Source organism: Halomonas sp. B23F22_3, from assembly GCF_043496965.1.
GTDB lineage: Bacteria > Pseudomonadota > Gammaproteobacteria > Pseudomonadales > Halomonadaceae > Halomonas.
In genome coordinates this window covers 320,760-347,229 of the sequence record NZ_JBIEKG010000002.1, presented here as the reverse complement: position 1 = coordinate 347,229, position 26,470 = coordinate 320,760, and the positions used below count along the sequence as shown (strand labels likewise).

The 26,470-nt window shown below is 66.9% G+C and carries 23 protein-coding genes; 10 read left to right on the top strand and 13 right to left on the bottom strand.

Features of this window, described 5'->3' with window-relative positions; all coding sequences use genetic code 11:
* Positions 1-75: 75 nt before the first annotated feature.
* Entirely contained in the window at positions 76-438 is a 363-nt protein-coding gene (locus ACGTNG_RS05210; protein ID WP_394576175.1) for an EAL domain-containing protein, read from the bottom strand.
* Between the two features lie 662 nt (positions 439-1,100).
* Here ACGTNG_RS05210 and ACGTNG_RS05205 point away from each other — a divergent pair.
* Positions 1,101-2,840: a methyl-accepting chemotaxis protein gene (locus ACGTNG_RS05205; RefSeq protein WP_394575887.1), complete on the top strand. Its 1,740-nt coding sequence runs from the start codon at positions 1,101-1,103 to the stop codon at positions 2,838-2,840.
* Between the two features lie 404 nt (positions 2,841-3,244).
* Here ACGTNG_RS05205 and ACGTNG_RS05200 read toward each other — a convergent pair whose 3' ends face one another.
* Positions 3,245-3,775, bottom strand: coding sequence for an outer membrane beta-barrel protein (locus ACGTNG_RS05200; RefSeq protein WP_394575886.1), 531 nt, complete (start codon positions 3,773-3,775; stop codon positions 3,245-3,247).
* A gap of 755 nt (positions 3,776-4,530) precedes the next feature.
* Here ACGTNG_RS05200 and ACGTNG_RS05195 point away from each other — a divergent pair.
* Positions 4,531-5,007 carry a nucleoside deaminase gene (locus ACGTNG_RS05195; protein WP_394575885.1) on the top strand — a complete coding sequence of 159 codons (477 nt, stop codon included), beginning with the start codon at positions 4,531-4,533 and terminating at the stop codon, positions 5,005-5,007.
* A 41-nt stretch (positions 5,008-5,048) separates the two neighbouring features.
* Here the strand turns inward: ACGTNG_RS05195 and ACGTNG_RS05190 are convergent, their stop codons facing one another.
* From ACGTNG_RS05190 to ACGTNG_RS05155, 8 genes are all read right to left on the bottom strand, one after another.
* Positions 5,049-6,221: a hypothetical protein gene (locus ACGTNG_RS05190; RefSeq protein WP_394575884.1), complete on the bottom strand. Its 1,173-nt coding sequence runs from the start codon at positions 6,219-6,221 to the stop codon at positions 5,049-5,051.
* Complete coding sequence (locus tag ACGTNG_RS05185) at positions 6,218-7,066, bottom strand: hypothetical protein (protein WP_394575883.1); 849 nt, start codon at positions 7,064-7,066, stop codon at positions 6,218-6,220. The genes ACGTNG_RS05190 and ACGTNG_RS05185 overlap by 4 nt, the downstream gene beginning before the upstream one ends.
* Positions 7,066-7,920 carry an HTH domain-containing protein gene (locus ACGTNG_RS05180; protein ID WP_394575882.1) on the bottom strand — a complete coding sequence of 285 codons (855 nt, stop codon included), beginning with the start codon at positions 7,918-7,920 and terminating at the stop codon, positions 7,066-7,068. Before ACGTNG_RS05180 ends, ACGTNG_RS05185 begins: the two co-directional genes overlap by 1 nt.
* A 196-nt stretch (positions 7,921-8,116) precedes the next feature.
* Complete coding sequence (locus ACGTNG_RS05175) at positions 8,117-9,082, bottom strand: zinc-binding metallopeptidase family protein (RefSeq protein WP_394575881.1); 966 nt, start codon at positions 9,080-9,082, stop codon at positions 8,117-8,119.
* Between the two features lie 212 nt (positions 9,083-9,294).
* Complete coding sequence (locus tag ACGTNG_RS05170) at positions 9,295-11,106, bottom strand: acyl-CoA dehydrogenase C-terminal domain-containing protein (RefSeq protein ID WP_394575880.1); 1,812 nt, start codon at positions 11,104-11,106, stop codon at positions 9,295-9,297.
* Between the two features lie 222 nt (positions 11,107-11,328).
* Positions 11,329-12,096 (bottom strand): SDR family NAD(P)-dependent oxidoreductase, encoded by a 768-nt coding sequence (locus ACGTNG_RS05165; protein ID WP_394575879.1) that lies wholly within the window; start codon positions 12,094-12,096, stop codon positions 11,329-11,331.
* Positions 12,097-12,112: 16 nt separating this feature from the next.
* Positions 12,113-13,792 carry an AMP-binding protein gene (locus ACGTNG_RS05160; protein ID WP_394575877.1) on the bottom strand — a complete coding sequence of 560 codons (1,680 nt, stop codon included), beginning with the start codon at positions 13,790-13,792 and terminating at the stop codon, positions 12,113-12,115.
* Between the two features lie 243 nt (positions 13,793-14,035).
* The gene (locus ACGTNG_RS05155; protein WP_394575876.1) at positions 14,036-14,605 is read right to left on the bottom strand and encodes a TetR/AcrR family transcriptional regulator; all 570 of its coding nucleotides are present in this window, start codon (positions 14,603-14,605) and stop codon (positions 14,036-14,038) included.
* A 160-nt stretch (positions 14,606-14,765) separates the two neighbouring features.
* On the opposite strand from ACGTNG_RS05155, the gene ACGTNG_RS05150 reads away from it, so the two are divergent.
* Both ACGTNG_RS05150 and ACGTNG_RS05145 read left to right on the top strand, forming a co-directional pair.
* Positions 14,766-15,953: an acetyl-CoA C-acyltransferase gene (locus tag ACGTNG_RS05150; RefSeq protein ID WP_394575874.1), complete on the top strand. Its 1,188-nt coding sequence runs from the start codon at positions 14,766-14,768 to the stop codon at positions 15,951-15,953.
* An 8-nt stretch (positions 15,954-15,961) separates the two neighbouring features.
* Complete coding sequence (locus ACGTNG_RS05145) at positions 15,962-16,762, top strand: alpha/beta fold hydrolase (RefSeq protein WP_394575872.1); 801 nt, start codon at positions 15,962-15,964, stop codon at positions 16,760-16,762.
* 47 nt (positions 16,763-16,809) lie between these two features.
* Here the strand turns inward: ACGTNG_RS05145 and ACGTNG_RS05140 are convergent, their stop codons facing one another.
* Positions 16,810-17,610, bottom strand: coding sequence for an ABC transporter permease (locus ACGTNG_RS05140; protein ID WP_394575870.1), 801 nt, complete (start codon positions 17,608-17,610; stop codon positions 16,810-16,812).
* Positions 17,601-18,215: an ABC transporter ATP-binding protein gene (locus tag ACGTNG_RS05135; RefSeq protein WP_394575869.1), complete on the bottom strand. Its 615-nt coding sequence runs from the start codon at positions 18,213-18,215 to the stop codon at positions 17,601-17,603. Before ACGTNG_RS05135 ends, ACGTNG_RS05140 begins: the two co-directional genes overlap by 10 nt.
* Positions 18,216-18,396: 181 nt before the next feature.
* On the opposite strand from ACGTNG_RS05135, the gene arsB reads away from it, so the two are divergent.
* From arsB to ACGTNG_RS05110, 5 genes are all read left to right on the top strand, one after another.
* Positions 18,397-19,470 carry an ACR3 family arsenite efflux transporter gene (gene arsB, locus ACGTNG_RS05130; protein WP_394575867.1) on the top strand — a complete coding sequence of 358 codons (1,074 nt, stop codon included), beginning with the start codon at positions 18,397-18,399 and terminating at the stop codon, positions 19,468-19,470.
* A 144-nt stretch (positions 19,471-19,614) separates the two neighbouring features.
* Positions 19,615-20,964: a permease gene (locus ACGTNG_RS05125; protein WP_394575865.1), complete on the top strand. Its 1,350-nt coding sequence runs from the start codon at positions 19,615-19,617 to the stop codon at positions 20,962-20,964.
* A 23-nt stretch (positions 20,965-20,987) separates the two neighbouring features.
* A complete protein-coding gene (locus ACGTNG_RS05120; protein ID WP_394575864.1) occupies positions 20,988-21,221 on the top strand; it encodes an MTH895/ArsE family thioredoxin-like protein in 234 nt (77 codons plus the stop codon).
* A gap of 405 nt (positions 21,222-21,626) precedes the next feature.
* Entirely contained in the window at positions 21,627-22,148 is a 522-nt protein-coding gene (locus ACGTNG_RS05115; protein WP_394575862.1) for an arsenate reductase (azurin) small subunit, read from the top strand.
* 34 nt (positions 22,149-22,182) lie between these two features.
* Positions 22,183-24,660 carry an arsenate reductase (azurin) large subunit gene (locus ACGTNG_RS05110; RefSeq protein ID WP_394575861.1) on the top strand — a complete coding sequence of 826 codons (2,478 nt, stop codon included), beginning with the start codon at positions 22,183-22,185 and terminating at the stop codon, positions 24,658-24,660.
* A 92-nt stretch (positions 24,661-24,752) separates the two neighbouring features.
* On the opposite strand, the gene ACGTNG_RS05105 is transcribed toward ACGTNG_RS05110, so the two are convergent.
* Positions 24,753-25,103, bottom strand: coding sequence for a metalloregulator ArsR/SmtB family transcription factor (locus ACGTNG_RS05105; RefSeq protein WP_394575860.1), 351 nt, complete (start codon positions 25,101-25,103; stop codon positions 24,753-24,755).
* A 154-nt stretch (positions 25,104-25,257) separates the two neighbouring features.
* Between ACGTNG_RS05105 and ACGTNG_RS05100 the strand changes: the two genes are divergently transcribed.
* On the top strand, positions 25,258-26,421 hold the full coding sequence (locus ACGTNG_RS05100; protein WP_394575859.1) for an MFS transporter: 1,164 nt from the start codon (positions 25,258-25,260) through the stop codon (positions 26,419-26,421).
* Positions 26,422-26,470: the final 49 nt, after the last annotated feature.

Genomic DNA, 26,470 nt, shown 5'->3' with positions numbered 1-26,470 from the left:
ACATTAGCACCTCCACATAACGCCCTCAACGAGGCCGTGATTCCATCCTTCCAGACGCTCGGGAGTGGCCCTCGCTCAGCTCCCCTTCGTTGACATACTGGCGTGTTGCGTGAGCCATGTGCTAAGGCTGTCCAACGGCATGGGCCTGGCGAACAGAAAGCCCTGAAAGACCTCACAGCCCAGCGACATCAGGTAATCATGCTGCTTCGCCGTTTTGATACCCTCGGCGACCACCCTGAGATCGAGTTCCTGGGCCAGGGTGATGGCGTCCTGGCAGATGGCGGCATTCTTGTCGCTCTCGGCGGCGTCCTGTACGAAGCTGCGGTCGATCTTGATCTTGTCGATCGGCAAGTCACGCAGGTAGCTCAGGCTGGAGAAGCCGGTGCCGAAGTCATAGATGGCGGTACTACCCCCCATGCCGCTCAGGGTGTGGAGGATATCGATGGCCCCGACGTGTCGCGGATCAGTATGGCCTAGTTGAGCTCAAGCTCCAGATGCTCTGGTGCCAAGCCCATCTAGTCCAGCACGTTGTGCAACGTTGAGGCGATGAAGTTGAAGGGAGCCATGGCCAACTCAGCAGGCCCTGCCCGGCCATCTTTCGGGCATCTTGGCAAGCCTGACGTATCACCCAGCGACTCTGCGGGATGATCTGGCCGGACTCTCCCGGGTTGGTAACGAATATGCAGGTGAGATGAAGCCCGTGGTGGGCTGATGTCAGCGGACCAGCGCTTCCAGTCCGTCGACATGGCTTTCCCACTGGCGCGAGCAACGAGCGTCACACGACACTTGATGCCAGGCATTCAGCTACAGGCATCGACCCACAACGAGACATCATGTCTGACCTTAAAGAGTCGACGCGATACATTTAAACAAACCGTTGACCCAGCGGGAGTACCGTCTCGGCGAGGATGACCTGCTGATTTCACGCACCAATCTTCAGGAAAAGACGATGCCGTTCGTGAAAGCCACTGCCGCCAACCCGGGAAGGGTCGCCAGGAAAGCAACTGGTCCTACCAGTCAAGATGGCGATGCACTCAAGATGCCCGGTCTCAGGCCGACAAGAAAGTAAACTTTCTCTCCCACCCCCATTGGAGTCTCACGTGCCAGCCCGTCGTCTCAACTTCCTCAGTGGATTCAGCCTGCAGACTCGCCTGCTATGTCTCGTTCTCCTCCCCCTCCTAGTAGTGACCGTTTCCTTAGTGCTGCTCAATGCCCAGGAACGGGCTGCCGACACGCGTACAGCACTCGAAGCCCAACGTGATCGCCTAGTGGAGTTCCGTAAGGCGGCGATTCGTAACGTGGTCAATACCGCCAAGAGTGCCATCGCGCCGATCGTGGCCAACAGCGAGCTGAGCGATCCCGAGGCGAGAGAGCGTGCCGCCGAGGTGCTGCGCGCCATCCGGTTCGACGGTAACAACTATATTTTTGTTTATCGCTATGATGGCACCAACATCGTGCTTCCCCATTCGCCGGAGCGGGAAGGCAAGGACCTAAGCGACCTGCAATCGCCTAATGGAGACTACATCGTTAAGGACTTCATCGAGGTAGGCCGCAAGGGCGGCGGCTTCTACGAGTATCCGTGGGAATACCCGGGCACCTCGGACATCGAGCCCAAGCAGTCCTATATCGCCGACATTCCCGAGTTTGGCTGGGTGCTGGGCACCGGTGCTTACGTGCGGGATATCGAGGAGACCATGGCCGGCATCGAGGCCGCGGCCTCGGGTGAGCTTCGCAAGAGTATCCTGAGCGCTGCCTTGACGGGGCTCGCGATTTTCCTGGGGGTGGCACTGTTGGCAGCCTGGCTAGTTCGCCAAGCCGTGCGGCCCATCCGTGAGACGTCCATGGCGATGAGCGATATCGCTAGGGGCAAGGGGGATCTTACGCGACGCCTGACGGTGCACGGCCGTGACGAGGTGGGAGAGCTCGCCACCCAGTTCAATGCCTTCGTGGAGCGCATGCAGCACACGCTGATCGAGGTGCGCGGCAGCACCCGGGAGGTGACCTATTCGGCCCAGGACATTTCCCGTGGTAGCGAGGAGCTGGCCAGTCGGACCGAACAGTCGGCGGCCAACCTGCAGGAGACCTCGGCCTCCATGGAGGAGATCACCTCGACCGTGAATAACAGCGCGGAGTCTGCCCAGCAGGCCAACCAGCTGGTGACAAGCACCGCCGACGTTGCCCGCCAGGGCGAGCAGGCGATGCAACAGGTCGAGCGCACCATGGGGGATATCCGCACCTCCGCTGAGCGCATCAGCGAGATCATCACGCTGATCGACGGCATTGCCTTCCAGACCAACATCCTGGCGCTGAATGCCTCAGTAGAGGCGGCGCGTGCAGGCGAGCATGGTCGCGGCTTCGCAGTGGTAGCCCAGGAGGTCCGCAGTCTCGCGAGCCGCTCCAGCGATGCCTCCAAGGAGATCCGCGAGCTGATTGATGTGTCTGTCGCGCATGCGCGTGATGGCAGCACAATCGTTCAGAGGGCAGGCGGCACTATGCAGGAGATCGTGGAGAGTGTTGCCCGAGTCACCGACGTGATCGCGGAGATTAGCGCAGGGGCACGAGAGCAGAGCAGCGGCATCGGTCAGATCAATACTGCGGTGGCGGAGCTGGATACCATGACCCAGCAGAACGCCGCCATGGTATCGCAGGCCTCATCCAGCGCCGCAGAGATGACCCGTCATGCCGAGCAACTCCGCGAGCTCGTGGACTCCTTCATCCTCGGCGAGGACAGCGCCTATAAAGCATCGCCCAGCGAGGCCGCGCCAACACCAATGCACAAGGTCGAAAAACCCAAGCGCATGGAGGGTGAAGCCGTCGCCGACGAGTGGGAAGCGTTCTGACAGACATCCATTGTTTGGGCTTCCCGCCTTTTTAGATCATAGCCCGGTTGCACAGCTCGCCGGGCTACCTTTTAAGCCCCAAGGGAGACTTCCCCCTGTCACGATTGATGTCGTGTGTCCGTGAAATACTGAAGCGTGGGAAGGAGAGTCAAATTCCAAGGTTAATAGAAGTATTAGGGACATCCTACGTGGACGAGCCAGCCACTTCATTCTGGTCGATACTGCCTTCAGGAAGTGATGTATCAATGTCTTCCGTCTGCATTACGTGATTAAGCGACGGTAGAAGCACCCCAGAGCCCGGCATCGGAAATGACAGCTGCTGATTTCAGATGTCAATCTTGCCCGGTGGTATGAGCGGACGGGGGAGGCAACTCCCTCTCCTACGCGGTACGTGATCGTGAAGTTTAGAACTTGAACAATGCACCAATGGAAAACAGATCAATGTCATTGTCAATATCATACCACTCCCACTCACCGACAATACCGATCTGATCAGTGACCATATATTGGCCGCCGAGGCCATACATGAGATCAGTGCCATCGTCGTCAGTACCGGAAGCAGCACCGCCCCCTTTAACATCCCACATAATCGTGCCGAACTTGCCGAACACGCCGAACTGCTCGTTGAGCGGCAGAATGCCTTTCGCAGCGAGTGTCCAGCCGTCCGCTTCGGCGCTGACTGCCGAGCCGCCTATGGATCCATTGATCTCACCAAAATCTACCCAGGCGACCTCGAAGGCGATATTCGAATTCATCTCCCAACCGCCGAAGATCTTCCAACTGGTATCTTTATCGTCGCAACTGGTGACACCATCACACGCATCGATGGTTGCCTGCCCGATGCCCGCTCCACCATAGAAGCCATTCTCTGCGAGGGCATTGCCCGTCGGACCCAGCGTCAAAAAAATGGCACCAATGATTTTCGTTTTGTTCATGACCTGCTCCTAATAGCAGCCCCGCAAGAATCATCCGGACAAACTTTTTATACCTGCTGTGCAAAAGTATAGTGTAATTCGGCTGACCTTCTCCTCTACCTGAATCCGTGAGGCCGCTCCTGGAGTTCATCTAACCCACTGACCTGCATGGCAATACAGCGGATATCGCCATTCGCCCAGACAGTACTATGCGGCAGCGCTTTCAGATCACGGGTGTCGACAGCATCGATAGCCGCCACCCCACCACCTGTGCATGCGCACCAGCGACGTGGTCAAGAGCTACCTAGGTCTGCTGTGTCTGAGGATAATCGACTTTGACGCTATCCTTCCGCCGCGACAAGCCCTTCCAGCAGCTGCTTCCTCTGCAAAAGGTGCCGAGCACGACGACACTACGACAGCGGCTTCAACAGCCATGCGCACATAGCTCTTCTGGAACAGCAGCGGCTGGCCTTTGCCGCCATGTCAGCTTTGGGTCGATAGCGGCCATAAAAAATCGGCATTCGTTCGGAAAATGGCTGAAAACCATTTACCGAACGAATGCCGCCCAGCCGATGAGGTGTCGTGGAGCTTCGCTGCCATGTCGCGTTCCCTGCTTCCCTCAATCGTTAGAGGGTCGTTTTCCATGTGATGGACCAGCCTAGCTCAGTCGGCTTAGGGTCGCCATGGGCGAAACGTCGCGACCCGGCCCTCATGAAAACGGCCCTCGCCAGTCGTATGATGAAGGAGCAACGTCACATTCAATGGAGGGAACGACGATGATCAGCGAGACCGACAAGCAGCACCTCGAGCGCTGCGTGGAGCTGGCCGAGGAAGCCCTGGAGGCTGGCGACGAACCGTTCGGCTCGGTGCTGGTGAGCGGCGACGGCGCGGTGCTGGTCGAGGACCACAACCACGTGGCCGGCGGCGATGCCACCCAGCACCCGGAGTTCTTCCTCGCCCGCTGGGCCGCGGAGAACCTGCCGCCCGAGGAGCGCGCCCGGGCCACCGTCTACACCTCGGGCGAGCACTGCCCGATGTGCGCGGCCGCCCACGGCTGGGTGGGGCTGGGGCGCATCGTCTACGCGAGTTCCTCCGAGCAGCTCGGCGGCTGGCTCGAGGAGCTGGGCGTCGCCCCGCCGCCCGTGAATACCCTGTCGATCCAGGAAGTCGTGCCGGGCGCCACCGTCGAGGGGCCGGTGCCGGAGCTCGCCGAGCGGGTCCACGCCCTGCACCGGCGCCTGCACGGGGCCTGAACCGGCAGCACGCCAAGAGTGTGCCAGCGACGGCTGGAGCATCAGGGTCGGGCGTATGGCCCGAGCCGATCGATGATGCGATAGGGCTCGGGACGCGCTTCGCCCGGTGCTTGCTCGCCCCGCGGGGCATACCCCTCCAGCCCTGACGCCAGCCGGGCGGCGGCGGCCGAGACGGCGCCGTCGAGCGTGGCCGCGGCGTCACGACGCGCCTCCTCGATGCCCTCGTGCAGCCGGGCTTCGAGGGCCGGGCGCTGACGCGCCTCCTGCAGTTTCAGCAAGGCGAATTCGCCGCCGACGAGCCCGGCCAGTCCCGCGGCGGTGGTCGCCGCGCCCACCATCAGGGCGCCGGGGCCGGCAGGCGCCGTGACCGCCGCCGCGGCCCCACCGCTTGCCAGGGATCGGGCGGCACCGGCGCCCAGGCGACTCGCCAGGGCGCGCAGTGCCATCCGACCGCCCTGCCCCGCGGCACCGGCCGCGAGCCGGCGCGCCAGGGGCCGCCCTGCCAATAACCCGAGCCCGCTGCCGCCCAGTGCGGCCGCCTGCCAGCGCCGGGTATCCAGCGTGGCCAGCAGCGCCCGATCCAGCTGGCCATCCAGGTCGAACGCCGGCGCCGCCTGAGCCGTCGCGTCGGCGACACTCCGAGGGGCATAGCGATCGAGCAGCGTCGCACTCATCGCATCAACCACGGCCTGCTGCTCGCGGGCGAGCCGCGCGGCATGCTCCGCCTCGAGCTTACCGAGGGCCGCCTCGATGCCACTCGCCTCGATCAGCCGACTCCGGCGCTGTGCATCGAGCCAGGCGGCCTGATCGCCCGCCAGCCCCATCGCCATCCGCAGGTAGCTGCCACGCAGGGAGAAGTACCAGTCGAGATAGCCCGGCACCGCCGCCGACAGGGGCGCGAAGGCCCGCTCCAGGCGCGATTCCACCCAGGGCGCCATGCGCGCGACCAGCGTCGCCTCGGCCTCGTTGGCGAGCCTGTAGAGATCGCGCGAAAAGGCCCCGTGGGTCTCGGCATCGAGGGTCAGCGACTCGCCGGCCACGATCACCCGATAGAGCGGGGCCTGGCTGCGTGCCTCGAGGACGCGATGGCCGGCCTCGAACACGAGGAGCAGCAGGAGCACCACCAGCGCCGAGAGCGCCCAGCCGCGCCAGCGGGAAGCGGGATCGATCGCACGCCCATCAGGGCGGGGTGAGGCCTCGCCGGTCGCGTTCATGCACGAGTCTCCCGATCGTTGGCCGCGGCGGGCTCGCCCGTCGGCAGGCCGCGGGGCGCCCGGCCCTCGCGGCGCAGCGCCTCGGCGCCCACCAGCAGCCGAACGTAGGCCCAGGCGACGGCGCCCTGGGTCAGCAGCAGAACCAGCCAGCCCAGCACCGCCACGGGCGTGGCGAGGTGAAAGCGCTCCACGGTGTTCTGCATGGCCCACTGGCGGAGGAGTTCGGCACTGGCGGCCAGCCGCTCGAAGAAGCCAAGCAGCCCGCCGCTCTCGCCTGCCGACAGGTGGCGGGCGATCGCCTCCTCCCAGCCAAGCCCGACCAGCCACGGCTGGGGCAGCCAGAGTGCCGCCAGCACCATCGCCAGGGCCAGCAGCGCGGCGATGGGCAGCGTCACCAGGCGTCGCGTCACCGCCGGCAGGTGCTCGGCCACGACGTGGCGAGAGAGTCGCCGCCGCAGGCCGTTTCTGGACACCACCAGCAGCGGCAGAGCGGCCAGCAGCAGCGGCCACTCAGTCAAGGCCAGCAGGCGCAGATCGACCAGCAGCACCAGGGCGAGCAGCGCCCCGACGAGCTGATGGCGCAATACCATCAGCGCCCCTCCCTGCAGCCAGCGCCGCCAGGGGGAGTCGTCGCGCAGGTACTGGCCGAGCCAGGCCCGCCGCCGCAGCCGGGCGGCCTCGAGACTGCCGGCCACGATCAGCTGGGTGGCCAGGATCCAGACCGGCAGGAACAGCGCGCCGGCCCAGCCGTCGCTCGCCAGCGACCAGGCCAGCAGCACCAGCACCGCCATGGCCAGATGGGCGTGGCGGCGTAGCGGCCCACTGATCGTCCCGCGCCTTGCCATCAGGCCAGCGGCGAGAGGGCCTGCTCGACGAACGCCTCGCAGCGGGCGCGCGCCGGCCGGTCCTTCAGGCCTGCCCAGTAGGCCTCGAACTCGGGTCGCCGCGGGATGGTACCGAAGTGCATGCCCCAGCCGAGATGGGAGCCGACGTAGACGTCCGCCGCGCTGAAGCGGTCGCCGGCGATGTAGCGACGCCCGGCGACCGCGCTGGAGAGGGTGTCGAGCACCGCCCAGACGTCGCCACAGCCGAGCTGGACCTGTTGCTCGGGCGTGGGATGCACGCCCAGCACGCCGAGCCCCAGGGCGGCCTCCAGCGGCCCGGCGGCGAAGAACAGCCAGCGGTAGTAGTCGGCCCGCTCGGCGGTTGGCGGCGCCAGCCCCGCGGCCGGAAAGGCATCGGCGAGGTAGGCGCAGATCGCGGCGGCCTCGGTGATCACCGCGTCGCCGTGGCGAATCGCCGGCACCTTGCCCATGGGATTGAGCGCCAGGTAGTCGGGCGACTTCATGGTGGTGCCGTACTCGAGCACCACGGTGCGATAGGAGACGCCGAGCTCCTCGAGCATCCAGTGGACGATGCCGCCCCGGGAGAGCGGGTTGGTGTAGAAGATGAGCTCGGCCGGCTCACGTGGCGCCGGCTCGACCAGTGCCGCGGGCGGCAGCACGACGTCAGGCGATAGCACATAACCCTGGCCGGGCACATTGACTACCTCGACCCCCACCGCCCGCAGCGCGGCGACGTCCTGGTAGAGGGTGCGCAGGGTGATCCCCAGCCGCTCGGCAAGCTCGGGCCCGCCGATCGGGCCTGCGTGATGGCGGAGTTCGCGGATCAGGTCTTGCAGACGCGTCGTTCGTGACATGGGCGGTTCCTCGTGCGCGTGGCGGTCTCTCGCCGCCGTAGTGTGCGTCGAGGCGATCATCATGCCTCTGGCGGCGGAGCGGTACCAGCCAAACGACCAAGCATGTGCAAGCGGTATGCGGAAGCGACATCAAGGGACGCGAGACGGGGCATGCCGCCGGTTCCCGGCCCCTCCATGGCATTGCGTCCTGTCCGGCTCAACGCCCCTGGGCCCCCCGGCGTAGCCAATCATGCACGAACACCAGCTTGCGGCGTGCGGCATCCGAGAGCACGAAGGGATAGAGGTCGGAGAGTCCCATGGAGCGATTGACGTGGTTGACCCCCGCCACCAGGCTCGCCGCGACATGGATCAGGCGCTCGGCGTCGGGCTCCATGTAGGGATCCCAGTGGGAGTTCGGCAGCTCCGGAGAGGAGAGCCCCGTCGCCACGAAGCTGTCGGTGATATCGGTCAAATGCAGCAGGTGGGCGGCGGTCTCGGCCCAGTCCTCGTGGGGATGCGCGGAGGCGTAGGTGGTCAGGAAGTGTAGCCTCCAGTCCGGCGGCGGGCCGTCATGGAAGTACCGCTGGAGCGCGGCCGGGTAATCCACCCGCTCGTCGCCAAACATGGCCCGGAAGGCCTCGAGAAAATCTTCGCGTAGGCTGAGGCGCCACCAGAGCATGTGCGAGATCTCATGGCGCATGTGGCCGATCATGGTGCGATAGGGCTCCTCCAGCGCTTCCCGCCGGATCGTGCGCAGGACCGAGTCCGCCTCGGCCACGCTGATCGTCACCACGCCCCCGGCATGGCCCATGGGTACCGGCGTCGGGCCCTCGGCCAGCATGTGAAACACGGGCCGGGCACCGGGATCCTCGGGACGGAACCAGTGCCAGCGGCCCAGGTTGTCGAGCACCCAACGCTTGGCGGCCTCGGTCTGCGCCCAGTTGGGCATGGCATCGGGGATGGAGGGATCCGGCGCCAGCGCGGTCATGGCGCAGGAGCGGCAGAAGGCTCCCTGCTCGGGCGCGATCCAGTTGCAGCCGATGACCTCTCGATTGATGCAGAACGGCGGCATGGGCAGGAAAGCCCGAGCCTGGGGATCGTAGGCGACGGGTGTTCCGTCGGCAGTAGCCAGATTGTCGAACCAGAGGGATCCGGCACCGACCGGATTGGCAAAGACACGCATGAGGCCCTCACTCCGCAATTTCCGCAAGGCAGATGGCCCGACGCCTACGAAGCATCCTGCTCTTTCCGGGCCCACCAAGCAAACCGCCACCGCGCTGCAAGGCCAGGTCGGGTCCGAAAACATCCCACGTAAACAAAGCGGCGAGGGAGTTCCTCGCCGCCAGATACCGATCGTTTCCGATCGAGAGAGCTCGCTGGTGTGTCGTTACGACATCAGGCCTCGAAGCCCAGGCCGAAGTCATCGGCGCTGATCGCCATCAGCGATTCGGCGCCCGCCTCGATGGACTGCTTGTGCGCGCGGGTGCGCGGCAGCAGGCGCTGGTAGTAGAAGCGCGCGGTGTCGAGCTTGGCGCGGTAGAAGGCGGCCTCGTCGCCCCCCTCGGCCAGCGCCGCACGGGCCTGTTTGGCGGCCCGGGCGAAGAGGTAGGCCAGGGTCACGTAGCCCGAGTACATCAAATAGTCGACGCTGGCCGCGCCGACCTCCTCGCGCTCGCTCATGGCCTTCATGCCCACGCCCATGGTCAGCTCGCCCCACTCCTGGTTCAGCTTGGCCAGGGGACGCACGAACTCGGCGAGCTCGGCGTTGCCCTCCTCGGCCCGGCAGAACTGGTGGATCTCCTTGGTGAAGACCTTGAGGGTCTCGCCCTGGCTCATCAGCACCTTGCGGCCGAGCAGGTCGAGGGCCTGGATGCCGGTGGTGCCCTCGTAGAGGCGGGTGATACGCGCATCGCGCACCAGCTGCTCCATGCCCCACTCCTGGATGAAGCCGTGGCCGCCGAAGACCTGCACCCCCTCGTTGGTGGCCTCGAAGCCAACCTCGGTGAGGAAGGCCTTGACGATGGGCGTCAGCAGGCCGAGCAGTGTCTCGGCACGCGCCTTCTCGGCGGCGTCGGTTCCGTGCTCGACCAGATCGATCATCTGCGCGGTGTAGAGCGTCAGCATCCGGCCGCCTTCGGCGAAGGCCTTCTGGGTCAGCAGCATGCGGCGCACGTCCGGGTGGACGATGATCGGGTCGGCGGGCTTCTCCGGGGCCTTCGGACCGGCGAGCGCGCGCATCTGCAGGCGGTCGCGGGCGTAGGCCAGGGCATTCTGGAAGCTCGCCTCGGTGAGGCCTAGCCCCTGGATGCCCACGCCGATGCGCGCGGCGTTCATCATGGTGAACATGCAGGCCAGGCCCTTGTGGGGCGCGCCGACCAGGTAGCCGCGGGCGGCATCGAAGTTCATCACGCAGGTGGCGTTGCCGTGGATGCCCATCTTGTGCTCGAGCGAGCCGCAGCTGACGCCGTTGCGCTCGCCGGGCTCCCCCGCCTCGTTCGGCAGAAACTTCGGCACCACGAACAGCGAGATGCCCTTGGAGCCCGCCGGGGCGTCCGGCAGCTTGGCCAGCACCAGGTGGACGATGTTCTCGGCCAGGTCGTGTTCGCCGGCGGAGATGAAGATCTTGGTACCCGAAATGGCGTAGCCGCCGTCGTCATGGGGCACCGCGCGGGTCTTGATCAGCCCCAGGTCGGTGCCGCAGTGGGGCTCGGTCAGGCACATGGTGCCGGTCCAGGTGCCCTCGACCAGCTTGGTCAGGTAGGTGGCCTTCTGCGCCTCGGTGCCGTGGTGGCGCAGGGCGTCGGCGGCGCCGTGGGAGAGCCCCGGGTACATGCCCCAGGCCAGGTTGGTGGCGCAGATCATCTCGTTGAGCGCCATGCCCAGCGAGGCCGGCAGGCCCTGGCCGCCGTGCTCCGCCTCGGCGGCGAGCCCCGGCCAGCCACCCTCCACGTACTGGGCATAGGCCTGCTTGAAGCCCTTCGGGGCCTTCACCTCGCCGCCTTCCAGCAGGCAGCCCTCGCGATCGCCGCTCTGGTTCAACGGCAGCAGCACCACGCGGGCGAAACGCGCGCCCTCCTCCAGGATGGCGCTCACCACGTCGGGCGTGGCCTCCTCGCCGCCCGGCAGGCGCGCATAGTGGGCCGGATAGTCGAGCATCTCGTCCATCACGAAGCGAAGGTCGCGCAGGGGGGCCTGATAGTCGGGCATCTCGTCTCTCCTGGAAATCGGGCGGGGGCAGCGGCGGCGGCCGCTTTCAAACATGTGTTTGAAAATATCCACCCGCCAGGCATGAGTCAAGCGTTCGTTTAAAAGCTTCAAGCGGCAAGTTACAAGGCGCAAGGTATGCCCCCAGGCGCAAGATGAAAAAAGGAGCAAGCCAAGGGTTTCCTTGAAGCTTGCTCCTTACTGGCTTGCTGCTGGCTGACGGCCTTACTGCATGCGGATGCCGCCGTCCAGGCGGATCACCTCACCGTTGAGCATGGCGTTGGTGACGATCTGCTCGGCCAGGCGGGCGAACTCCGCGGGCTTGCCGAGCCGTTTGGGGAAAGGCACGGCTGCGGCGAGGGCCTGGGCGGCCTCGTCGGGGATCTCGCTCATCATCGGCGTCTCGAAGACGCCGGGGGCGATGGCCATCACCCGCACGCCGTGGCGCGAGAGCTCACGCGCCGCGGGCAGGCTCATGCCCACCACCCCGGCCTTGGAGGCGCTGTAGGCGCACTGCCCCACCTGGCCGTCGAAGGCGGCGACGGAGGCGGTGTTGATGATCACCCCGCGCTCACCATCCTCGCCGGGCTCGTTCTTCGCCATGGCGGCCGCGGCCAGGCGCATCACGTTGAAGGTGCCCACCAGGTTGATCTGGACCGTGCGGTTGTAGGCGTCCAGATCGGCGGGGTTGCCCTCGCGATCGACCAGCTTGCCCACGCTCACCACGCCGGCGCAGTGCACCACGCCGGCGAGGCCGCGCCCCTCGGAGAGGGCCACGGCGGCCTCGACGGCCGCCTGGATGTCGTCGCCGGAGGTGACGTCGCCGCGCACCGCGCGGGCCGCCTCGCCCAGCGTCTCGGCGTGGGCCTCCACGGCGTCACTCAGGTCGCAGAGCACCACCCGGCCGCCGCCGGCGACCAGGCGTTCGGCGGTGGCCGCGCCCAGCCCGGAAGCGGCGCCGGTGATCAGGAAGGTATTGTCCTTCACGTTCATGCAGGGTTCCTCGATATCAGGTGACGGATGCGTCGCCCGCCTTCTCGGAGGCGTCGGCGCGCAGTTTGAAGCGCTGGATCTTGCCGCTGGGCGTCTTGGGCAGCACGTCGACGAACTCGATCACCCGCGGGAAGGCGTGGGTCGAGAGCCGCTCGCGGACCTGCTGGCGAATCTCGTCGGCCAGGTCGTCGCTCGCCTCGAAGCCCTCGCGCAGCACCACGTAGGACTTGATGATCTCGCCGCGGATCTCGTCGGGCTGGCCCACCGCGGCGGACTCGGCCACCGCCGGATGGGTCATCACGCTGTTCTCCACGTCGGTCGGGCCCACCCGGTAGCCGGCGGTGGTGATGATGTCGTCGTCGCGGCCGGCGAACTGGAAGGTGCCGTCCTCATTCTGGATCACCACGTCGCCGGTGAGGTAGTAGCCCTCGGCGAAGGGGTGCTTCTCCTGCCAGGTGTAGCCGGCGAAGAAGTGTGCCGGGGAGTTCTCGATGTCCACGGCCAGCACGCCCGGCTCGCCTGGCGGCAGCTCGTTGTACTCGGCATCGAGGATCGCCAGGCGGTAGCCGGGCAGCGGCACGCCCATCCCGCCGACGTGCTTGGGATGATCCAGCGCGTGGTGGTTGTTGCAGGTCATGCCGGTCTCGGTCTGGCCGTAGTGGTCCATCACCGGGCAGCCCAGCGAGCGCTCCACCCAGGTCACCACCTCGGTATTGAGCGGCTCGCCGGCGGAGCTGGCCGCGCGCAGCTCGAGGGTCTCGTGGGCATCGTCGAAGAGCCCCGAGGCCTTCATCAGGCGATAGGCGGTCGGCGCGGCGGCGAAGTTGGTGATGCGATGGCGCTTCATGAAGGCCAGCGCCCCCTCGGCGCTAAAGCCCGCCTCGCAGAAGTGGGTGGTCACGCCCAGCAGCAGCGGGCCGGCGATGGCGTAGTAGAGGCCGTAGGCCCAGCCCGGATCGGCCATGTTCCAGAAGCGATCGCTGTCGCGCAGGTCGACGGCGAGCTCCATGTAGAGCGCGAAGGCCGGCATCGCAGACAGCGGCACCGCCACGCCCTTGGGCTTGCCCACGGTGCCGGAGGTGAACATCTGCAGGAAGGGGGCCTCGCGGGGCAGCCGCGGCGGCGCGGCCTCGAGGGGCGCGTGGGCCAGCGCCTCGACCCAGTCCCGGTCGTCGGCGTGCTTGTCATCGGGGCCGCCCACGGCGAGCACCGGCGGGCACTGGGTCAGGCCGTCGAACTTGAAGCGGTTGGCGTGATCGGTGATCACGAGCTTGGTATCGGCCCGGCCCAGGCGGTAGTCCACGGCATCCGGACCGAAGGCGGTGAACAGCGGCTGGTAGACCGCGCCGATGCGCCAAGTGGCCACCACCGCCACCAGCAGCTGCGGCGTGCGCGGCAGCATGCAGGCGATGCGATCTCCCTCGCCCAGCCCCTGCTCGACGAACCAGCCGGCGAGACGGGCGCTCTGGGCCTCCAGCTCGGCATAGCTCAGGGTGGTGACCACGCCCTGGGCATCCTCCTGGATCAGCGCCGGCACCTCGCCCCGGCCGGCGCGCACATGGCGCCCGCAGCAGGACTCGAAGGCGTTGGCGCGGCCGTCGCGATGGTCGTCGAGGCGCGCGATGACGTCATCGACGGAGAAGGAGTCGAGATAGGTCGCGTAGTCGGTCAGGGATGGCGCGGATTGGGTGCTCATGGTCTGCCCTCTGGCGGCTTGTGATTGTTGTAGCGGCAAACGGTGACGACCATGAGGCTGGCCGGTCGCTGGCGTGGACACGCCCTCTTCCGATTGCCAAGCAGTTAACGTAAGCGTAAACCTAGCAAGCGCTCGGTACACGCTAGTGGCAACCGGGGAAGGGGGCAACCCCTGAGCGACGAGAAGGGACTAGACGATGGTCGTGCACGGCGGGCCGACGGCCCGCGCGGGAACCGTTCGGGATCAGGCGGGGCGCTGGGTGATCATGGCGACCAGCTCATGGGCCAGGTCGTCCGGCGAGCGGGGCCCGGCGGGGTCGTACCAGCGCACCGTCCAGTTCAGCGCGCCCATCACGAAGCGGGAGACCAGAAAGCGGTCGCCATGGATCAGGCCGGCGTCCAATGCCTCGTCGATCACCGCCTCCCAGAGCGCCTCGTAGGCATCGCGCAGGTGGATCAGGTGATCGCGGGCCTCGGGGTCGAGGCGGCGCCACTCGTAGAGGGCGACCACGTGGGCGTTGCGGTCGGTGAGCAGCGTCTCCAGGTGGGCCCGGGCCATCGCCTGCAACCGCGCCTCGGGCGTGTGGTCACAGGACTCGAGGGCCGCCCTGGCGATGACCAGGGCATTCTGGGTGCCCGCCTCGATCACCGCCGCGAGAATCTCCTGCTTGTCGCGAAAATGGTGGAAGAGGCTGCCGGACTTGATCCCCATCTCCTGGGCGAGCATGCGCACGGTCGTCCGGTCGAAGCCCTCCTGGACGAACAACTGGGCGGCCTGGCGGGTCAATTCCTTGCGGCGCGGGGAGTCATTCATTACATTCATTGGGATTTACACTAGCGCTTGCTTGGTTGACCCTGAGAAGACCACAGGCCCGACGCCGGGTCAACGCGCGGCAACCGCCTGAACACCCAGCCCTCAACAACGACAACCCTCAGCTTTCCGGCCAGCGCCGGACCACCTCGGGAGCCATGCCATGAGCCAGTCCAACGATATCGTCTTCCTGTCCGCCACCCGCACGCCCATGGGAGGCATGCTCGGCAGCCTGTCCAGCCTCACCGCCCCCGAGCTCGGGGCCACGGCCATCCGCGCCGCCATCGAGCGCGCCGGCATCGAGGCCTCCGCCATCGACGAGGGCATCATGGGCTGCGTGCTGCCCGCCGGCGTCAAGCAGGGCCCGGCCCGCCAGGCCATGCGCCAGGCCGGCATCCCCGACGCCAGCGGCGCCACCACCATCAACAAGCTGTGCGGCTCGGGCATGAAGGCCACCATGCTGGCCCACGACCTGATCCGCGCCGGCAGCGCCGAGGTGATGCTGGCCGGGGGCATGGAGTCCATGTCCAACGCGCCCCACGTGCTCACCAAGGCCCGCGCCGGCTACCGCCTGGGCCATGGCGAGCTGAAGGATCACATGTTCCTGGACGGCCTCGAGGATGCCGAGACCGGCAAGCTGATGGGCGTCTTCGCCCAGGACGTGGCCAGCCAGCGTGACTACGGCCGCGAGCGCCTGGACGACTTCGCCATCGCCTCGCTGGAGCGCGCCATGGAGGCGACCAAGGCCGGCCACCTGGACGCCGAGATGGCGCCGGTCACCGTCACCAGCCGCCAGGGCGAGAGCGTGGTCGACCACGACGAGCAGCCCTTCCAGGCCAAGCTCGACAAGATTCGCGCCCTGCGTCCGGCCTTCGCCAAGGACGGCACCATCACCGCGGCCAACTCCAGCTCCATCTCCGACGGTGCCTCGGCGCTGATCATGGCGAGCCAGGCGGCGGCCGACCGGCTCGGCGCCACGCCGATCGCGCGGATGCTCGGCCACAGCACCCACTCGCGTCACCCGAGCGAGTTCACCATCGCCCCGGTGGGCGCCATCGACAAGCTGATGAAGAAGCTCGACTGGGGCGTCGACGACGTCGACCTGTTCGAGATCAACGAGGCCTTCGCGGTGGTCACCCTGATGGCCATCGACGACCTGAACCTGCCCCACGAGAAGGTCAACGTCTTCGGCGGCGCCTGCGCCCAGGGCCATCCCATCGGCTCCACCGGCTCGCGGATCATCGCCACCCTGATCCACGCCCTGCGTACCAAGGGCGGCAAGCGCGGCATCGCGAGCCTGTGCATCGGCGGCGGCGAAGCGACCGCCGTGGCCGTGGAGCTGGTCGACTGACCGCCGGCATGGCGGGGACGCCCGAGAGGCAGGAGTGGCGGATCGCCACGCCGGCGGGCACCTTGCACGCCGTGCGCCACCGGGCAGGCGACGCCGGGGAAAGGCGCAGCCCCATCGTGCTGATGCACGACTCGCTGGGCTGCGTGGCCCTCTGGCGTGACTTCCCCGAGCGCCTGGCGCGCGCCACCGGGCGCGAGGTGATCGCCTATGACCGCCTGGGGTACGGGCGATCCGCCCCCTACCCCGGGCCACAGCCCTCCGACTTCATCGAGGAGGAGGCGACGTCCTTCAAGGCCGTGCGCGAGCAGCTGGATCTGGAGCGGTTCGTGATGCTCGGCCACAGCGTCGGGGGCGGCATGGCGACCGCGATCGCCGGGCGCCATGCGGATGGCTGCGAGGCGCTGGTCACGGTGGCGGCCCAGGCCTTCACCGAGCCGCGCACCCTGGCCGGCATCCGCGAGGCAAAGCGCGCCTTTGCCGACCCCGACCGCATGGCACGGCTGGCAAGGCATCACGGCGACAAGGCCGACTGGGTGCTCGACGCCTGGGTCGAGACCTGGCACTCCGCCCCCTTCGCGCACTGGACCCTCGATGACAGCCTCGCCAGGGTGCGCTGCCCGACGCTGGCCATCCACGGCGAGCAGGACGAGTTCGGCTCCCTGGCGCAACCGCGCCGGATCGCCGCGCTCACGCCGGGCCCCGCCGAGCCGACGATCCTGACCGACTGCGGCCATGTGCCCCATCGGGAATCCCCGGAGCGGCTGATCGCCCCCGTCCGATCCTTCCTCGCTACCTCCCCATCCCGCTAGCCGCCACACGGCGGCTCCCTTCCCTCGCGACCACCTCGGATACCCGGTCAGCGGGGCGCAGACAGGCGTTCCAGGCGCAGCCGCTCGCGGCCGTCGAACAGCCGCCGGCTGCCCGCCGCCACCGCCGCCAGGGTGCCGAAGCCGGTGCCCAGGGTGATGGTGAACATCACCAGTATCTGATACTTCACCGCCAGTGCCGGCGGGCTGCCGGCGAGTATCTGGCCGGTCATCATGCCCGGCAGGCTGACCACCCCGGCCGCCGCCATGGCGTTGATCATCGGCATCATGCCACTGCGCATCGCCTCCCGGCGGATATCGCCGATCGCCTCCTGCCAGCGCTGGCCGAGCATCAGCCGGTTCTCGATCACCGCACGCTGGCGCCAGGCCGTGTCGGTGAGGCGATCCAGGGCCAGGGCGACGCCGGTCATGGTGTTGCCGAGCATCATGCCGAGCAGCGGGATGGCGTACTGGGGCCGGTACCAGGGCTCGGGGCCGATGATCACGGTGAGCGTCAGCACGGTGACGGTGAACGAGGAGAGAAACATCGCCACGGTGCCGATGCCGAAGGCCCAGCCGCCGCGCAGCCGCCGCGTCTGGCGGGCCATCACCTCGCGCCCGGCGATCAGCAGCATGCCGAGCGCCATCAGCGCCACCCAATGAAAGCGCGCCGCCGAGAAGAGCGCCTCGAGCACCAGGCCGACCAGGCCGAGCTGGATCACCGTGCGCGCCGCGGCGATGAGCAGGCTGCGCCCCATCTCCAGGCGGGCGAGCATGGTGCAGCCGGCCAGCGCCACCACCATCAGGGCCACCAGGGCCAGCTGCCACCAGGCCAGTGCGATCACGCCCATGTGCCCGCCTCCTCCAGTCGCCCCTCGACGATGCGCCGATGACGATCCGCCACCCGGGCGATCTGCGCGGGGTCATGGGCGACCCAGATCACCGGCCAGCCGCGCGCGCGGATCCGCGCACCGAGCCACGCCTCGACCCGGCGAGCCGTGGCGTCATCCAGGTTGGCGGTGGGCTCGTCGAGCAGCAGTGCCGCGGGCTCGCGGCTCAGCGCCCTGACCAGGGCCAGGCGCTGCTTCTCGCCCGAGGAAAGCCGCGCGACCTGCCAGTCGCGCACCTCGGCCGCGAACCCCAGGGCCTCGAGATCTTCGAGACACGCCTCGGGCAGGTGCTCGCCCACCGTGTCGGCCCACCAGTGGCTCTCCGACGGCACCAGCATCACCCGGGCGCGCCAGGCGTGCCCGGCGATCGACGACTGGGCCGTCTCGCCGAGCCACACCTCGCCGCCGTGGGGTTCGAGATCGGCCACGGCGCGCAGCAGCCGACTCTTGCCCGAGCCGCTGCTGCCGGAGAGGCAGAGGATCTCGCCGGGCGCGAGGGTCAGGCTGACGGGGGCGAGATCGCCGATGCTCAACCGATCCAGACGCAAGGCATCATGGGCGCGCATGCAGGCCTCCATGGCAGGGTTCTTGACGACGCGGGCTTCGAGGGGGATGGCGTCACGCCCCGAAGGGAGCCAGTGGCGCCGAGCATAGCAGCTCCGGGCCACCGGGCCGGTGAGACGATTGAAGACATATGGAATATCATATATTGTCGCGTGATACCCCCCACCCGCCGGGAGCTCCCCCATGACGCGCCACGCCACCGCCGACGCCCCGAAGACGACGGAGGGCATGGGACTCTTCGAGCGCCTGCTCTCCCTGTGGGTGGCGCTGGCCATCGTCGCCGGCGTGCTGCTCGGCCAGTTCGCCCCGGTGATTCCCGAGACCCTGTCGCGTTTCGAGGTCGCCCAGGTGTCGATCCCGGTGGCGATCCTGATCTGGGCGATGATCTTTCCCATGATGGCTCAGATCGATTTCAGCGCGGTGCTCGGCGTCCGCCGACAGCCCAAGGGGCTCATCATCACCACCACGGTGAACTGGCTGATCAAGCCCTTCACGATGTTCGCCATCGCCTGGTTCTTCCTGATGGTGGTCTTCCGCCCCTGGCTGCCCGAGGCCGTGGCCAGCCAGTACCTGGCCGGCGCCATCCTGCTGGGTGCGGCGCCCTGTACCGCCATGGTGTTCGTGTGGAGCACCCTGACCCGCGGCGACGCCGCCTACACCCTGGTGCAGGTCTCGCTCAACGACCTGATCATGCTGTTCGCCTTCGCGCCCATCGTGGTGTTTCTGCTCGGGGTCTCGAACATCCCGATCCCCTGGGACACGGTGGCGCTCTCGGTGGTGCTGTATATCGTCATTCCCCTGACCGCCGGCGTGCTGACCCGCCGCAGCCTGATCGCCCGACACGGCCGCGACTGGTACGAGCAGACCTTCCTGCCGCGGTTGAGCCCCCTCACGCCGATCGGCCTGATCATCACCCTGGTGCTGCTGTTCGCCTTCCAGGGCGAGGTCATCCTCGAGGCGCCGCTGCACATCGTGCTGATCGCCGTGCCGCTGATCCTGCAGACCTTCCTGATCTTCTTCCTCGCCTACGGCTGGGCGAAGGCCTGGCGGGTGCCCCACTGCGTGGCCGCGCCCGGGGCGATGATCGGCGCCAGCAACTTCTTCGAGCTGGCGGTGGCCGCCGCCATCGCGCTGTTCGGCCTGCAGTCGGGCGCGGCGCTGGCCACGGTCGTCGGCGTGCTGGTGGAGGTGCCGGTGATGCTCGCCCTGGTGCGCATCGCCAACGCGACACGAGACCGCTTCCCCGCGCCGTCCTGACCAGCGCGGGGCATCCCGCCCCGCCCACCGGCTCCGCGGCGCGACTGACGCTTCATCGGGCTCTCGGCAGCGCGGCCTGTTCGATATATGGATTTGCGGATAGATTGAACCCCTGACCGCCGCCTACCTCATGCGAGGCCCCGCATGCCCGATACCCGCCCTCACCGCTCCGTGCCCTTGCAACTGCGAGCCCTGGCCAGGGAAAACCCCGACCAGCTCCGCTGGCTGGGGACGGTGGTAGGCCTCTTCCTGCTGATCTACTTCCTGCCGACCGGGTCCGCGCGATTCGACAACGCCGTACTGGAGGGCATCCGGCTGACGCAGTGGTACGCCCAGGAACACGTCATTCTCTGCCTGTTGCCGGCCTTCGTGATCGCCGGCGCCATGGCCGCCTACCTGAGCCAGGGGGCGGTGATGCGCTACCTGGGGCCCGAGGCCTCCATGCCCGTGGCCTTCGGCATGGCGTCCGTCTCCGGCACCCTGCTGGCCGTCTGTTCCTGCACCGTGCTGCCGCTGTTCGGTGGCATCTACCGTCGCGGCGCCGGGCTCGGCCCGGCCGTGGCCTTCCTCTACTCCGGGCCGGCCATCAACGTCATGGCCATCGTGGTCACCACCAAGGTCCTGGGCCTGGAGCTGGGCCTCGCCCGGGCCATCGGGGCCATCGTCTTCGCCGTGGTGATCGGGGTGATCATGCATCTGCTCTACCGCCGCGAGGAGCAGGAACGCAGCCGGGGACATGCCCGCGGCTTCGGCAGTGACGATGACGGTCGCCCGCTGGGGCAGGTGGCGGCCTTCTTCGGGCTGATGGTGGGTATTCTGGTCTTCGCCAACTGGGCGGCCGCCGACAGCCGCGCGTGGATGGCGATTCATGCCTGGAAATGGCCGATCACCGCGGCGCTCTCACTGCTGCTCGGCTGGCTGCTGTGGGCCCGCTGGGGCTGGCCGGCCCGCTGGCTACTGACCCTGGGGGGCAGCGTGGCCCTGGCGCTGCTGCTCGTGCCCGGCGCCCCCCAGCTGGCCTTTGCGGTGGGCATCATCGGCCTTATGCTGATCGCCACCCTGCGCGAGAGTGACCGGGAGTGGGCCGAGCAGAGCTGGGACTTCACCCGGCAGATCCTGCCGCTGCTGCTGATCGGCGTCTTCGTGGCCGGCCTGCTGCTGGGCCGCCCGGGTGAGGAGGGGCTGATCCCCTCGGAGTGGGTCATGCTGGCGGTGGGGGACAACGGCCTGCGCTCCACCTTCCTGGCCTCGCTGCTGGGCGGCTTCATGTACTTCTCGACCCTTACCGAGGTCCCCATCGTCCAGGGCCTGCTGGGCAGCGGCATGGGCAAGGGGCCGGCGCTGGCGCTGTTGCTGGGCGGCCCCGCCCTCTCACTCCCCAACATGCTGGTGATCCGTACCATCCTGGGCACCCGGAAGACCCTGGTCTACTGCACCCTGGTGGTGGTGATGGCCACCCTCACCGGCTATCTCTACGGTCAGCTGTGGCCGTAGCGACACAGGCAAGGAGCATGACCATGAAACTGAGTATCTACGGCAAGGGCTGCAGGAAGTGCGAGCAGCTGACCGACAACGCCAGGACTGCCGCCGAGGCGCTGGGGCTCAGCGTGGAGATCGAGAAGGTCACCGACATGAACGCCATCATCGACAAGGGGGTGATGCGCACCCCGGCCCTGGGCGTCGATGGCGACGTGATCCTCGAGGGCAAGGTGGCCAGCGCCGAGGAGATCCAGCGCCTGCTGAAGGCCTGATCGGCAAAGGGCGGCTCGCGGCTTGCCCTGACCATCCCCGCCATCTCGCTGACCAGCACGCTCTGATGGCTTCAGGGCTCCTGGCGGCGATGGATGGTGGCTGCTACCGGGGCACTGCTCGGCTGATGGACGATACGCCGCCTCCCCGCACCGAAAGCTTAACCTGCATCAAGTTCCCACCAGCTTTCCGGGCATCGGCAGGCGTCCCTGCCGAGCACCGATCTATACTTCTGCTCGTGACCGACCCGTGGGTGCCATGCTCGCCGTGCGAACCATCCGGAGCGCTATGCGAGGTCACCGACAGATATATACGCATATACGAATAACAATACACCGTCAGATCTATCATTCGTTATGCACCGACGATCCAACCGGTTCCTGACAACAATATTGGAGTGCCAGACGATGCCACACCTGAGTCGACGCAACTTCCTGAAGTTGACGGGCAGCAGTGCCGCGGTGGGAACGCTCTCGCTGTCTTCTCTCACGCATGCCCAACAGGACAAGAGCAACGCTGCCCTCGGCAATACCACGCTTCCCTACCCGCGAGATGTCATCGCGAAGCTCGGCGACTTGAAGATCAATGAGCCGCTGAGTTTCAACTACCCGGACGATCGCTCCCCGTGCGTGGTCATCCGCAAGGGACGGGAAGTCAAGGGGGGCGTGGGTCCAGAGCGGGACGTGGTGGCCTACAGCACCCAATGCACGCATATGGGGTGCCCGGTCAGTTACGACCAGGCGTCGGAGACCTTCAAGTGTCCCTGCCACTACAGCATCTTCGATCCCGACAATGCCGGCCAGATGGTCATCGGCCAGGCAACGGAAAACCTGCCAAGGATCATACTGGCGTACGACGAGGCCGAGGACGTCATCCAGGCCGTGTCGGTCGATGGCCTGATCTACGGCCGCCAGGCCAACATCATCTGAACAGCATGGTGATACCTGTTGTGGGAGAACAACCATGAGTCAGTTCAAGGACCGTATTCCCCTTCCCCCGGTGGATGCCCAGAAGACCAACATGACCTGTCACTTCTGCATCGTGGGCTGTGGCTACCATGTCTACAAATGGCCGGCAAACAGGGAGGGCGGTCGGGCAGCCGACCAGAACGCCCTGACGCTGGATTTCACCCAGCAGCTGTCCCCCATGCAGGGGACCATGACGCCGGCCATGGTCAACCAGGTCAAGGATCATGACGGCAGCGAACACACCATCATGATCGTTCCCGACAAGGCATGCAGCGTGAACCAGGGCCTGTCCTCAACGAGAGGGGGACAGATGGCCAGCGTGATGTATTCGGAAAACTCCCCGATCGGCGAGAGGCGGCTCAAGTATCCGCTGCGCTATACCGGGGACGACTGGGTGGAGAGCAACTGGCAGCAGTCCATGGCCCTGTATGCGGGACTGACCCAGCGGATACTCGACAACGATGGGCCAGACCAGCTGTTCTTCAACCTGTTCGACCATGGCGGTGCCGGCGGCGGCTTCGAGAATACCTGGGCCACCGGCAAACTGATCTTCAATGGTCTGCAGACCCGGATGGTCAGGATTCACAATCGACCTGCCTACAACTCGGAATGCCACGCCACCCGGGACATGGGGATCGGCGAGCTGAACAACAGCTACGAGGATGCCGAGGTCGCCGATGTCATCTTCTCGATCGGCGGCAACTCCTACGAGACGCAGTCCAACTGGTTCCTGGCCCACTGGGAGCCGAACCTGCGTGGCGCCAACCTCGGCAAGAAGCAGGAATGGTTTCCCGACGAGAACATCGCCCGCGGCAAGGTCATCCTGGTCGATCCGCGACGCACGCCGACGGTTGCCGTCTGCGAGACGATAGCCGGCAAGGAGAATGTCCTGCACCTGGCGATCCAGCCCGGGACCGATACGGCCCTGTTCAACGGGCTGCTGACCTATGTGGTCGACCAGGGGTGGCATGATGCGGCATTCGTTTCGGCGCACACCAGCGGCTTCGACGACATGCTGGCGGCCAATCGGCTCGACCTCGATGAGTGCAGCCGGATCACCGGCGTGGAAAGCGCCGATATCGTCAAGGCGGCCGAGTGGGCCTACAAGCCCAAGGCCGACGGCCATGCACCGCGCACCCTGCATGCCTACGAGAAGGGCGTGATCTGGGGCAACGACAACTATCGGATCCAGTCGTCCATCGTCAATCTGGCCATCGCCACCCACAATGTCGGCCGTCGGGGGACAGGGGTGGTGCGGATGGGAGGCCACCAGGAGGGCTATACGCGCCCCCCCTATCCGGGTGGCCGACCGGCACCCTACATCGACCAGGAGCTCATCAAGGGCAACGGCATGATGCTGACGGTCTGGGCCTGCAATGCCTTTCAGACCACGGTCAATGCCGAGACCTACCGGCAGGTGATCAAGCGTCGCGCCAATATCGTCAACCAGGCGCTGGCCGAGGCTCGCGGTGCCACCACCGAGGAACTCATCGATATTGTCTACGATGCAGTCAAGAATCAGGGTGGCCTGTTCATCGTCGATATCGACCTCTACCGGACCAAGCTTGCCCAGTACGCTCACCTGGTGCTTCCCGCCACCCATCCCGGCGAGATGAACCTAACCTCGATGAACGGTGAGCGGCGCCTCAGACTATCCGAGCGCTTCATGGACCCTCCCGGCATTGCCAAGCCGGACTGTCTCATCGCCGCCGACATGGCCAACGCCCTCAAGCAGCGCTACGAGGCCGACGGCAACCCCGCCATGGCGGAGCGATTCGCCGGGTTCGACTGGACCACCGAGGAAGACGCCTTCGACGATGGCTTCCGCATGGCACACGAAAAGGAGATCGACAGCCAGGGCGGGCCGACCGGACACCTGGCCACCTATGAACGCCTCCGCCAGGCGGGTAACAATGGTGTACAGCTGCCCATCAAGGAGTATCGGGACGGCAAGCTCATCGGTACCGAGATGCTCTATACCGACAACCGTTTCGATACCGAGGACGGGAAGGCGCATTGCCAGCCCTCCCCCTGGAACGGGTTGCCGGAGATCGTCCAGCAGCAGAAGGACACCTACGACTTCTGGATCAACAACGGCCGGACCAACCAGATCTGGCAGACCGCCTATCACGACCAGCACCTGGCCTTTCGCAAGGGCCGGTTCCCCATGGCACCGATCGAGATCAATCCGCAGGATGCAAAGCCACTGGGGATCGCCAATGGGGATATTGTCGAAGTCTACAATGACGTCGGTGCCACGATGGCCATGGCCTACCTGGAACCGGACCTGGAGAGGGGGCAAGTGTTCATGATGTATGGCTATCCCAACGGGGTACAGGGCGACGTCGTCAGCGAGTGGACCGACCGCAACATTATTCCCTACTACAAGGGCAGCTGGGCCAGCATCCGTCGGGTGGGTGAGAATCCAGCCTACCTGCGCGATGTGTCATTCAAACGCAGGCGATATTCCTGATGTCACCGTCACGCATCTGAAAAGAGGATCGCGATGGCCAGCCACGGCGGGAGTGTCCAAGCGCACTCCCGCCTGTCGTTGACACTCCGGCGTCAACACATGGCCACACGGCGTTCCGGGCGATCCCCCATGGTATGAAGGCGTGCCTGCAGCTCGGCGAGGCGGGCTGCTGCACCCTGGCCAGCGGCTTCCAGGGTCGTGGTCACCCAGTCGGGCAGGTCAGGGTCGATGGCATAATAGACCCACTGCCCCTCGCGTCGATCATTGAGCAAACCGCAATGGCGCAACTGGGCCAGGTGCCGTGAGACCTTGGGCTGGGACTGGTCGAGGGCATGGGTCATCTCGCAGACGCACAGCTCACCCTCCCGCAGCAGCAGCAGGGAAAGCATCAGCCGGGTCTCTTCCCCCAGGCACTTGAAGACGCGAACCGGTTCCAGCGACATCGGGGGGTCCTCCAGTGGGTTTCAGCATCATTCTACGCGATGGCGGGCATGGCTCGAAGCGCGGCGCGCCCTGGCGTCGAGCAGGCATCGAGGAACATGGCGCCAAGGGTCGGTGGCGCTTGCCTTGCCGGGGAGCGACGGCGACCATGGCAGGATGACGACCTTCCTGCACCGCCATGCCCTGGCCATCATCGTCCTGGCCCAGCTCTGCGGCACCTCCTTGTGGTTCTCCGTCAACGGGGTGGGACTGTCGCTGTCCCGGGACCTGGGCTTCACCGAAGCCGACCTCGGCCGGCTGACGCTCACCGTCCAGGCCGGCTTCATTCTCGGCACCTTGAGCATCGCCGCCAGCGGCCTGGCCGACCGTTTCCGGGCCAGTCGCATCTTCGCCGTCTCCTGCCTGCTGGGCGCGCTCGTCAACGCGGGCTTCGTGCTGGCCGCCGAGCATACCGCCGCCGGCCTGCTGCTGCGCTTCGCCACCGGGCTGTGCCTGGCCGGCATCTATCCCCTGGGCATGAAGCTGGTGATCGGCTGGACGCCGACCCACAAGGGGGCGGCACTGGCCTGGCTGGTCGGCATGCTCACCTTGGGGACCGCCCTGCCCCACCTGCTGCGCGGCTCGACGCTGGGCCTGCCCTGGGAGTGGCCGCTGCTCGGTGCCTCGCTGCTGGCGCTGGCGGGCGGAGCGGTCATCCATCTGCTCGGCGACGGCCCGCACCTGCCCCCACCGGCCGGGCGCACCCGGCTGCGGGAGGGCCTGGCGGGGCTGCGCGCGCCGCGCTTCCGGGCCGTGGCCGGCGGCTACTTCGGCCACTGCTGGGAGCTCTACGCGCTGTGGATGCTCACCCCCTTCCTGGTGGCGCGGGAGCTGGGGCGGCTGGGGGCACCGATGGACCTGGTGCCGTGGCTGTCGTTCGGCGTCATCGCCCTGGGGCTCGCGGGCTGCGTGGGGGGCGGGGAGCTGAGCCGCCGGCTGGGCAGCCTGTGGGTGGCGCGACGGGCGCTGGCCGTCTCGGGGCTGACCTGCCTGGCCTATCCGCTGCTGGCCTGGGCGCCGCCCGGCCTGCTGCTCGTGTTGCTCGCCGCCTGGGGCCTCACGGTGATCGCCGATTCCCCCCAGTTCTCGGCGCTGGCCGCCGCTACCGCCCCCCATGCCCGGGTCGGCTCTACGCTCGCCGTGATGAACGCGGTGGGTTTCGCCCTGACCATTCCGGCGATCTCGTTGACCTCGAGCCTGTGGGTCGCCCAGGGGACATGGGTGCTGTGGTGGCTGTTGCCGGGGCCCATCCTCGGGCTCTGGGCGCTGCGGCGCCTTTGAGGGACCGGCGCGGGGCGGTGAGCGCATCCGATGCCCATAACCCTGCAAC